Raw genomic sequence first — 9,986 nt, 5'->3', positions numbered from 1 at the left:
AACCAGTGCTTTCTGGGTGAGCAGCATGCGGCGAACATCGGGGTGTACAACGATCGGGTCGGCAGGGCCGGCTTGGTTAACAGGGCCAGTCGGTGCACGGCTTTGCAGACGCTCACGTGCGTATTCACAAGACCACTGGTAAGCGGTTTGCGCAGCGCTCAGCCCCTGAATACCGACTGACAAACGCTCGTAGTTCATCATGGTGAACATGCCTTGCAGACCGCGGTTGATTTCACCAACGAGGTAGCCTTCGGCACCGTCGAAGTTCATCACACAGGTTGCCGAGGCATTGATACCCATTTTGTGTTCGATGCTGCCGCAATTCACGCCGTTGCGCTCGCCGAGGCTGCCGTCGTCATTCACTTTTACCTTGGGTACCAAGAACAGTGAAATACCTTTAGAACCCGCTGGAGCATCGGGCAGTTTTGCCAGCACCAGGTGGATAACGTTTTCGGTCAGATCGTGGTCACCACCAGTGATGAAGATCTTGGTACCGGTGATTTTGTAAGTGCCATCAGCTTGTGGCTCGGCCTTGGTACGGATCATACCCAGGTCAGTACCCGCGTGGCTCTCTGTCAAACACATGGCGCCGGCCCACTGACCGGAGTACATGTTAGGCAGATATTTTTCCTTCAGCTCATCGGAGGCGTGGTTGTCGATGGCCAGCGCCGCGCCTGACGTCAGGGTTAGGTAGAGACCCATCGCGATATTGGAGGAGTACAGCATTTCCTCGAACAACAGTACCAGCATCTTGGGCATGTTCTGGCCGCCGTAATTCGGCTCACCCGCCAGACCACCCCAGCCGCCCTCGGCCAGTTGTTTGAACGCTTCCGGATACCCTTTGGGTGTGGTGACAACACCGTCGTCCCACTTCACACCCTCTTCATGGCCAGACTGACTCAAAGGGGCGATCAGGTTTTCATTGATCTTGGCACTTTCTTCAAGGATCGCATCCGCCAGCTCGCGGTTAACTTCCTCGGTTCCCGGCATGTTTTGCCAAAGCTGCTCGGCCTTAAATACCTCGTGCAGGACAAACTGCATATCACGCAGCGGCGCTTTATATTCGGGCATATCTGATTCTCCACATTCTTTCGCGACGATCAGTCGCTATCCATAACGCAATGCACAAACGCCCACCGAAGGGTGGGCGTTGCTCGTTTGGGACCTTGCTAATTTAGAACGCAAATGCCTCTTCGGGCATCTCCATCAAACTGTCAGCGCCGTTGAGCATGGACAGTTTGTGCGATTCAGTACGCGGCAGCAGGCGATCGTAATAGAACTTCGCAGTCTGCAGCTTGGCTTTCAGGAACTCGTCGTCGGCAGCGCCGTCTACGGCGGCAGCGGCCATGCGTGCCCACATGTAAGCCAGCGAGATGTAGCCAGAATACATCAGGTAGTCCACCGATGCAGCACCGACTTCGTCGGGGTTTTGCATGGCTTTCTCACCCAGCTTCATGGTGACTTCGCCCCACTCTTTGTTCAGTTCAGCCAGCTTGCTGATGAACGGCTCCAGCTCTGGGCGCGACGCCTGCTCTTCACAGAACTTGTGAATGATTTTGGTGAAGACCATCAACTGCTTGCCGCCAGTACCCATTACCTTGCGACCCAGCAGGTCGAGGGCTTGGATGCCGGTGGTGCCTTCGTACAGTGTAGAGATACGCAGGTCGCGAACAATCTGCTCCATGCCCCACTCTGAAATGTAGCCGTGACCACCGTAAACTTGCATACCGTAGTTGGCAGACTCCAGGCCCGTTTCGGTAACGAAGGCCTTGGCGATCGGCGTCAGCAGTTCAGACAGCTCTTCTGCGTCTTTACGCGCTTGCTCGTCGCCACTGAAGTAGAACGTGTCGACCAGTTGCGCCACCCAGTAGATAAACGCACGGCTACCTTCAGCCAGTGCTTTCTGAGTCAGCAGCATACGGCGCACATCGGGGTGTACGATCAGCGGATCAGCGGGGCCTTCTGGGTTTTTCGGGCCGCTCAGTGAACGCATTTGCAGACGCTCGCGAGCGTACTCCAGCGCACCTTGGAATGAGGCTTCACCGGCAGACAAGCCCTGCAGAGCAGTACCCAGACGGGCAGAGTTCATCATGTGGAACATCGCCTGCAGACCGCGGTTCTCTTCGCCAACCAGGAAGCCCTTGGCACCGTCGAAGTTCATCACACAGGTTGCAGAGGCTTTGATGCCCATTTTGTGCTCGATGCTGCCACAGCTCACGCCATTGCGCTCGCCGACGTTGTTGTCTGCATCGGGCAGGAATTTCGGTACCAGGAACAGGGAGATGCCCTTGGTTCCCGCTGGCGCACCTTCAATGCGAGCCAGTACCAGGTGAATGATGTTTTCCATCATGTCGTGCTCGCCACCCGAGATGAAGATCTTGGTGCCGGTCACGTTGTAGCTACCATCGGCATTGGCTTCGGCCTTGGTGCGCAGAATGCCCAGATCCGAACCGCAATGTGGCTCGGTCAGACACATTGTGCCGCCCCAGGTGCCGTCGGTCATTTTAGGCAGGTATTCGTTTTGCAGCTCTTCGCTGGCGTAGTTTTCCAGCAGGCGCGCAGCCGACTGAGACAAGCCGGTGTACATACCCCACGCCCAACACGCTGAGCTAACCATTTCGGTCACAACCAGGCCGAGTGAGTTGGGCAGGCCCTGGCCGCCAAAACGGGCGTCGGCGGTCATTGATGGCCAACCACCTTCAGCAAATTGTTGGTAGGCTTCTTTAAAGCCGGTTGGCGTTTTTACGCCGTCTTCCGACCATACACAGCCTTCTTGGTCACCCACTTGGTTCAGCGGTGACAGTACGTTTTCAGAAAACTTGGCGCCTTCAGAAAGGATGGCGTCCAGCAGATCCTCGCTCACTTCTTCACGGCCGGCCAGGCTCGCAAAATGCTCGTTTGCGTTGAGCACATTTTTGAGTACGAAATTGATATCGCGTAGTGGCGCTTTATATTGCGGCATGATGAAACCTCACGTTAGTTACTGCGAGCGATGAATCGCTGCAATGTTGACGGTGACAACTATATCGATTTATCTACGTTGCGCAAGGCCGAAAAGATCAAGGATTTTGTCATCTCGGCCAATAAAATAAGCACTAAACCCTGCAAAAACATAAACTTACATAATTATGACGCTTTGCTAGGGAATTCTACGGATTTAGCCAAAAAGATGGATGACGCTAATCTTGGCCCCAGATACTAAGAACCATAGACGAAAACCTATGAATTACCGCCCCCACGGTGAGCACAAACTCCACTGCGACGATGACATTATCACCGCTGAGCTATTAGGTACCTGGAACGCCGAAGCCGCCGAGCACTATGGCCGCGATTTACGCGCACACATTCGCCGTTTAAATGGCCGCCCCTGGGCGCGGATTATCGACCTGCGCAGTTATGAGCTACACACCCCCGAGGTCATAGAAATGGGTAAGCAGTTTGCCGCATGGGCGGCAGACAACGGCTGCGCCTTTCACTGCTACATCTATTCCAATGCCCTGCAGCGAGATACGGTGAAAGCCATGTTTGAGGATATTAGCCAAGCTCGCGATGAAGCCACCACGATGGAAGAAGCCGTAGAGAAATGCCGACGCGCACTGGCGCGCGCCGCCAAGGCATCAGGGGATTTGCAGCGCCGCTAGGTCGATAAACGGTGCCACATCCACACCACTTGCCCCCTTGCCAAGGTGCGGCACCACGCCGAGACAAGGCGCAGGAAGCATCGCTTTTAAGGTTTCAAGATTCTCGTCAAACCGAGCCATTTCCGGGTCGACCCTATTTGCCACCCAGCCCGCCAGCGGCAAGCCGTCGCCGCGAATTGCCTCCGCGCTTAACAGCGCATGGTTAATGCAACCGAGCTTCATTCCCACCACCAGAACCACCGGCAAATTGAGCTCGATGACCAAGTCCGCCAGGGTCTCGCGCTGGTTTAATGGTACTCGCCAGCCTCCGGCACCCTCTACCAATAACAGGTCAGCGGGGCGCATCATCGCGCCGCGGCAATAGCCCGCCAATTGGGCAGCGCTCAAACGCCGCCCAGCCCGCTCGGCCGCGATATGCGGCGCAATCGGCTCTTCAAAAACCACCGGATTTACCTGCTCGTAACTCATCGGCTCAGACATCGCCGACATCAACGCCAGCGCATCGTCGTTACGCAACTCGCCATCGACCGGTTCCGCCCCCGCCGCTACCGGTTTCAGCGCCAGGGTGCGCAAGCCCTGCTGCCTGGCGGCTTCGAGCACGCCGCAGGCGATCAGGGTTTTGCCCGCATCGGTGTCGGTACCAGCGATAAACAGCTTTTGGCGGCGCGTCATCAGGGTGCTCCTCTAAGGTTGTTTATCCAGTTCCAGGTACCACACCTGATAACTGGTGGGCAGCCCGGCCGGTTGGCGAAATGCTTCGTAGGCCTGCTGCAGTGCTTGCAAGCGTTTGCGACTAGCCAGCCCCTGAGGGCGGTCGCGATTCACATTGCTCACGCCCAGCTGTTTGAGCTCTCGGGTTAGGGCGGTCACCGTCGGGTAATACAACACCTCGGTAGCCTGCCGCCACTGCACCCGCAGCCCCGACGCGGTAATGGCCGTGTCCAGCGCCTGCCGGGGGATAAAGCGGTTCACATGGGCATAGCCATCAACGTTTTGCCACGCCTCGCGAAGCTCGAACAAGGTCTCGGGGCCAAGGGTTGCGATGAAGGCTTTGCCGCCCGGGGCCAATACCCGGTCAATCTCTGAAAACAGCGCCGATACATTTTCGCACCACTGCAAAGACAGGCTGGAAAACAGCAGATCGACACGGGCATCGGCCAGCGGCAGGTCTTCGGCATCGCCGCAGACCCATTGCTGGCAGTCTTCAGAGTGATGCTCGCTGGCATAGGCAAGCATCCCCTCAGCCAGGTCGACACCAACAAGCTGGGCATCGTTAAAGCGCTGACGCAACGCCGGTAAGCTGTAGCCAGTGCCGCAGCCCAGATCGACCAGCGTTTGTGGCACACGCTGGTGGGCAAGCAAACTAAATAGTTCGTCCGCGACCCGGCGCTGCAAGGTCGCGGCACGGTCGTAACTGTTTGCCGCCCGGGAGAAGGATCGCGCGACATCGCGCTTTTCAAAATGGCGCTCAATGCCGGGTGGCATCGCCTCGGCAATACAGTCTTTTTCAAAGAGGATAATGTCGCTAACAAACTGCTCTGGCTGCGACAAAAAAGGGATATGCCCTGCTCCGGCGTAACACAGGCTGCGCGCAGCGGGCACCGTTTCTGCCAGGGCGGCTGGCACCAGCGCATCGTCACTGCCGTAGATATTCATCACCGGGCACGACAAGCCCGCGTAGGTCTCGCGCTGATCCAGCTCGCGCAGGCAATCCAACCCCCAGCGCAGCGCCTCCGGCTCCGCGTGGCACAACGGCAACAGTCGACGCAGCGCGCGTGCGCTGACATCGCCCTGCAATTGCAGGGTATTGAAACGCTTCCGTGTTTTTTCTGGCTGCTCCAGCAAGCCAGTGTAGAACGCGGCAAAATCTTCTCCGGGCATGGCCAGCGACCACTGCTCATTGGCAACAAAACGCAAATTGCTGGCAAGGCGAACCAAGCCGCTCACTCGCTGCGGTTCAGCGAGCGCCAGCTCGCCTGCCAGCAGCCCTCCCAGCGACCAGCCCACATATAAGGCGCGGGCGGGCAGCTGCGCCAGCAGCGCCTGCACAACAGATTCAACCGACATATCGGCCAGTAGCGGGCTGCGACCGCAGCCAGGCAGGTCAATAATAGTTACCGAGAAATTCGCTCGCAGTGCTGGCAACAGCGGCCGCCAAATTTCACTGCAGCTACCCCAGCCGTGCAGCAGCACCAGCTCAGCAGAGGCATCCGAGCTCGACGGCAGACGCTCCCGGTAGAGTGCACTCACGAATGAAATTCCAACAATTGCGGCGCCACATCCCAACATGCTGATTCGAGCGTCGTTAACAGCTGTTCAATATCTTCCCGGCTGTGCGCGGCGCTCAAGGTGATGCGCAGCCGCGCGGTACCGAGCGGCACGGTGGGGGGGCGGATAGCGGAAACCAGTACGCCGCGAGCTTCCAACTCTCGGCTCAGCGCCAATGCCAGGGCATCGTCATTCACCATCAGCGGCTGAATCGCGGTTTGCGATGCCATTAGCGGCAGCCCCAGGCGCTTCGCTTCCGCCCGAAAAAAGCCGATGTGCTCAGCCAAGCGCTGCCGACGCCAGCCCTCACTGTGCAGGAGGTCCAGCGATGCCAGCGTTGCCGCCGCGACTGCGGGGGGCATGGCGGTGGTGTAAATATAGGGGCGCGCAAACTGGATCAGGCTTTCAATCAGCGTCGCGCTTCCGGCGATGAAGGCGCCAAAGCTGCCCAGCGCCTTGCCGAGTGTGGCCATGAGTACTGGCAATTGCCGGGTATCCAGGCCGAGCATTTCAGCCGTTCCTGCACCGCGCTCGCCCAGTACGCCAAAGCCGTGCGCGTCGTCGGCCATCAGCCAGGCATTATGCCCGCGAGCCAGATCGGCCATTTCAGCCAGGGGGGCCAGATCGCCGTCCATGCTGTAAACCGCGTCTACCGCAATCAATCGCTGGCCAGTGTGGGGGAGTTTTTTTAGTCGGCGCTCGAGATCCGCCGTGTCGCTGTGTTGAAAGCGCTGCATTTTTGCGCCGCTTAGCAAGCCGCCATCCAGCAGCGAGGCGTGGTTCAAGCGATCTTCTAGCAGGTGGTCGCCGCGCTGCATCAAGCCAGCAATAAGCCCCAAATTCGCCATGTAGCCGGTGGAAAAAAGCAGCGCGCGCTCCCTGCCGGTAAATTCGGCGAGGCGCTGCTCCAGCTCGTGATGCAGACTGGAATGGCCGCAGATCAAGTGCGATGCGCCACCGCCCACACCAAAGTCTTTGGCGGCAGCCTGCATGGCTTCAATGAGTTTGGGATGGCCGGCGTGTCCGAGATAGTCATTACTGCAGAACTGCAGCACGGTGTGGCCGTTGAGCTGGATGCGCGCACCTTGTGCACTCCCCAGCTCTCGGCGGTGTCGATATAAAGACTGCTCGCGACGCTCCGCCAGCCGCTGCTGTAGGTGCAGCTCCATGGTTGGCGTTGTCACGGCGTTTATGCTGTTGCGTCGTAGAAAAATTTGTCGTTGCGCGCTTTTTCCACCTCACCCAGCAGAGCCGCTTCCGTCGCCTCATCATCGGCCTCAGCGCAGCGCTGCTCGGGCTTGATACCGAGGCGCTCGAACAACTGCAGATCCTTGTTGGCTTCGGGGTTTGGCGTGGTAAGCAGCTTTTCGCCGTAGAAGATGGAGTTGGCACCGGCAAAATACGCCAGGGCATGCATTTGCTCGTTCATCTCTTCACGCCCCGCCGACAGGCGCACGTGGGACTTGGGCATCAGGATACGCGCCACCGCGATGGTGCGAATAAAGTCAAAGGGATCGAGGTCAACTTCTTCAGCCAGGGGCGTCCCTTCAACGCGCACCAACATATTGATGGGCACACTCTCAGGATGCTCCGGCAGGTTGGCCAACTGGATAAGCAGGCCGGCGCGGTCTTTCACGGACTCGCCCATGCCAACGATTCCTCCGCTGCACACTTTAATGCCCGCATCGCGCACATTCGCCAGCGTGTTCAGGCGGTCGCCGTAGGTGCGTGTAGTGATAATTTCACCGTAGTACTCCGGCGAGGTATCGAGGTTGTGGTTGTAGTAATCCAGCCCCGCCTCAGCCAGCTCCGCAGCCTGCTCACCGCTGAGCATCCCAAGGGTCATGCAGGTTTCCAGCCCCATCTCTTTCACGCCCTTCACCATGGCGGTCACGTAGGGCATGTCCTTTTTCTTGGGTGAGCGCCACGCTGCCCCCATGCAGAACCGGGTCGACCCCTGCGCTTTGGCAGCACGTGCCTCTTGCAGCACTTTTTCCACTTCCATTAGCTTTTCTTTTTCCAAGCCAGTGTCGTAGCGGTTGCTCTGCGGGCAGTATTTGCAGTCTTCCGGGCAAGCGCCCGTTTTGATCGACAGCAGCGTGCTTACCTGAACGCTATTGGCATCAAAATTCGCTCTGTGAACGCTTTGTGCTTGAAACAGCAGGTCGTTAAAGGGTTGTTCAAACAGGGCTTGAACTTCCTCAGGGCTCCAGTCGTGACGAATTGAAGACGCTTCCATACTGCTCATATCTGACAATCTCTAGGGGCTGATCGAAAGGCTATAATGATACAGGCAGCCCCTTCGCTGTCAACCAACGCAGGACGCCATGGTTTACAAGTCGATTCGCGCCTCATTGCAACGCCTCTTCCCACTCCAGTGCCTGCTGTGCCTGGATCACAGCGGCGCCACCACGGAGATCTGCCCCGCCTGTCGCGACACGCTGCCCTGGCTGGGCCACCATTGCCGACGCTGCGCGCTGCCGCTAGCCACGGCGAATGCCGAGCTATGCGGCCGCTGCCTACAACGGCCGCCGCGCTTTCATCAATGCCTGTGTGCGCTGAATTACCGCTTCCCGGTGGACAGCCTGCTCGCCGACTTTAAACATCACGCCAAGCCGCCCAGCGGCCGCCTGTTGGCACAACTTTGGTTAGAGCGCTGCTCGGCGGCGGCTGCCGAGCCGCTTCCCGATGCGCTCGTGCCCGTACCCCTGCATTGGCGGCGGCGCTGGCAACGCGGCTACAACCAGTCGCTGCTTGTCAGTCAATTTTGGGGGAACGCCCTGACGATTCCGGTCGCGGATCTGCTTCGCCGCCAGCATGCAACACCACCACAGCAGGGACTAACGGCGGCAGAGCGCCGCCGCAATATGAAAAATGCCTTCGACGTGGTTCACCCAGAACGCATTCGCGGCAAGCACCTGGCGCTGGTAGACGATGTACTGACCACAGGCACGACAGCCAATGCGGCGGCCGCTATACTGCTGCGCGCCGGCGCAACGCGAGTAGACGTCTGGTGCCTGGCCCGGACTCCCGCGCCCGGTCAATGACTCGCCAATGGGAATACCATGAAGGCCAACGACAATACCGACCAGCAAAACTTTGCCGCTCTCGACCCCGACCGCGTTATTGACGCCGTCGAGTCGCTGGGGTTTGTCAGCGACCTACGCGTCTTCCCGCTAAACAGCTACGAGAACCGGGTTTATCAGTTCGGCATCGAAGACGCCGAGCCTCTCGTGGTTAAGTTTTATCGCCCGCAGCGCTGGAGCAACGCCCAAATCAGCGAGGAACATCGCTTCACGCAGCAGCTTTATGATGCAGACATCCCAGTGATCCCGCCCTGGCAAAACGACGATGGGCAGAGTCTGTTCGAGCACGAAGGCTATCGCTTCGCGCTTTACCCCCGGCGCGGCGGTCACGCCCCGGCGCTGGATGACATGGAAAACCTGTTTCAGTTGGGGCGCCTGTTTGGCCGCCTTCACCTAGTAGGCGAAACGGAAGACTTTCAACATCGCCCGACCCTCACCCCACAAACCTTTGGCGAGCACAGCAGCCACTATCTGCTGGAAAATGACTTTATCCCAGACAGCCTGCGCCAGGCCTACGAGAGCCTGGCCCGCGACTTATTGGCGTTAATTGAACAACGTTTTAGCGACTGCCAAGCGCGCAATATTCGCTGCCACGGCGATGGTCACGTTGGCAATATATTGTGGCGCGACGGCGACACCCAGCTGGTCGATTTTGACGACAGCCGCATGGCGCCGGCTATCCAAGACCTGTGGATGTTTCTCTCCGGCGATACCGATGCCCGCCAAAAAGCGCTGATGGAGCTGGTCGAGGGCTACGAGGAATTTCGCAGCTTCGACAGCCGCGAATTAGTGCTGGTGGAGGCCCTGCGCGGGCTGCGCATCATGCACCATGCGGCGTGGCTAGCGCAGCGCTGGAGCGACCCCGCCTTTCCCCGCGCCTTCCCCTGGTTTAACACCGAGCGCTATTGGGGCGAGCACATACTGATGCTGCGCGAACAACTGGCACTGGTTCAGGAACCCGCCCTCAAGCTGAGTGTGTAAATTTTCACCG

General features: G+C 58.5%; 9 protein-coding genes. 3 read left to right on the top strand and 6 right to left on the bottom strand.

Annotated features, from left to right (window positions below; all coding sequences use genetic code 11):
- Both ABNS66_RS13235 and ABNS66_RS13230 read right to left on the bottom strand, forming a co-directional pair.
- On the bottom strand, positions 1–1,071 hold a 1,071-nt coding region (locus ABNS66_RS13235; protein ID WP_348655347.1), incomplete at its 3' end, for an acyl-CoA dehydrogenase family protein.
- A gap of 103 nt (positions 1,072–1,174) precedes the next feature.
- Entirely contained in the window at positions 1,175–2,962 is a 1,788-nt protein-coding gene (locus tag ABNS66_RS13230) for an acyl-CoA dehydrogenase C-terminal domain-containing protein (RefSeq protein WP_286694008.1), read from the bottom strand.
- A gap of 259 nt (positions 2,963–3,221) precedes the next feature.
- Between ABNS66_RS13230 and ABNS66_RS13225 the strand changes: the two genes are divergently transcribed.
- The gene (locus ABNS66_RS13225) at positions 3,222–3,641 is read left to right on the top strand and encodes a hypothetical protein (RefSeq protein ID WP_286837838.1); all 420 of its coding nucleotides are present in this window, start codon (positions 3,222–3,224) and stop codon (positions 3,639–3,641) included.
- Here the strand turns inward: ABNS66_RS13225 and bioD are convergent.
- The 4 genes from bioD to bioB are packed head-to-tail and all read right to left on the bottom strand — an operon-like array spanning position 3,618 to position 8,157.
- Positions 3,618–4,313 (bottom strand): dethiobiotin synthase, encoded by a 696-nt coding sequence (gene bioD, locus ABNS66_RS13220; protein ID WP_286837836.1) that lies wholly within the window; start codon positions 4,311–4,313, stop codon positions 3,618–3,620. The two genes, ABNS66_RS13225 and bioD, sit on opposite strands and share 24 nt — an antisense overlap.
- Before the next feature lie 12 nt (positions 4,314–4,325).
- The gene (gene bioC / locus ABNS66_RS13215) at positions 4,326–5,891 is read right to left on the bottom strand and encodes a malonyl-ACP O-methyltransferase BioC (protein ID WP_286837834.1); all 1,566 of its coding nucleotides are present in this window, start codon (positions 5,889–5,891) and stop codon (positions 4,326–4,328) included.
- Complete coding sequence (gene bioF / locus ABNS66_RS13210) at positions 5,888–7,078, bottom strand: 8-amino-7-oxononanoate synthase (RefSeq protein ID WP_286837842.1); 1,191 nt, start codon at positions 7,076–7,078, stop codon at positions 5,888–5,890. The genes bioC and bioF overlap by 4 nt, the downstream gene beginning before the upstream one ends.
- Before the next feature lie 20 nt (positions 7,079–7,098).
- A complete protein-coding gene (gene bioB / locus ABNS66_RS13205) occupies positions 7,099–8,157 on the bottom strand; it encodes a biotin synthase BioB (protein ID WP_286837833.1) in 1,059 nt (352 codons plus the stop codon).
- Between the two features lie 79 nt (positions 8,158–8,236).
- On the opposite strand from bioB, the gene ABNS66_RS13200 reads away from it, so the two are divergent.
- Both ABNS66_RS13200 and ABNS66_RS13195 read left to right on the top strand, forming a co-directional pair.
- Positions 8,237–8,956 carry a ComF family protein gene (locus tag ABNS66_RS13200; protein ID WP_286694002.1) on the top strand — a complete coding sequence of 240 codons (720 nt, stop codon included), beginning with the start codon at positions 8,237–8,239 and terminating at the stop codon, positions 8,954–8,956.
- An 18-nt stretch (positions 8,957–8,974) separates the two neighbouring features.
- A complete protein-coding gene (locus ABNS66_RS13195; protein ID WP_286694001.1) occupies positions 8,975–9,976 on the top strand; it encodes a serine/threonine protein kinase in 1,002 nt (333 codons plus the stop codon).
- Positions 9,977–9,986: the final 10 nt, after the last annotated feature.

The organism is uncultured Spongiibacter sp. (assembly GCF_964011655.1).
Lineage (GTDB): Bacteria > Pseudomonadota > Gammaproteobacteria > Pseudomonadales > Spongiibacteraceae > Spongiibacter > Spongiibacter marinus.
Note: the sequence above shows the minus strand (reverse complement) of the source record. Positions and strands in the feature narration are given on the sequence as shown.

What these genes read in the sequence shown, in the direction of transcription:
- ABNS66_RS13225 (WP_286837838.1), top strand. Translation starts at nt 3,222, where the DNA reads ATGAATTACCGCCCCCACGGTGAGCACAAACTCCACTGCGACGATGAC.
- bioB (WP_286837833.1), bottom strand. Translation starts at nt 8,157, where the DNA reads ATGAGCAGTATGGAAGCGTCTTCAATTCGTCACGACTGGAGCCCTGAG.
- ABNS66_RS13200 (WP_286694002.1), top strand. Translation starts at nt 8,237, where the DNA reads ATGGTTTACAAGTCGATTCGCGCCTCATTGCAACGCCTCTTCCCACTC.
- ABNS66_RS13230 (WP_286694008.1), bottom strand. Translation starts at nt 2,962, where the DNA reads ATGCCGCAATATAAAGCGCCACTACGCGATATCAATTTCGTACTCAAA.
- bioD (WP_286837836.1), bottom strand. Translation starts at nt 4,313, where the DNA reads ATGACGCGCCGCCAAAAGCTGTTTATCGCTGGTACCGACACCGATGCG.
- bioF (WP_286837842.1), bottom strand. Translation starts at nt 7,078, where the DNA reads ATGGAGCTGCACCTACAGCAGCGGCTGGCGGAGCGTCGCGAGCAGTCT.
- ABNS66_RS13195 (WP_286694001.1), top strand. Translation starts at nt 8,975, where the DNA reads ATGAAGGCCAACGACAATACCGACCAGCAAAACTTTGCCGCTCTCGAC.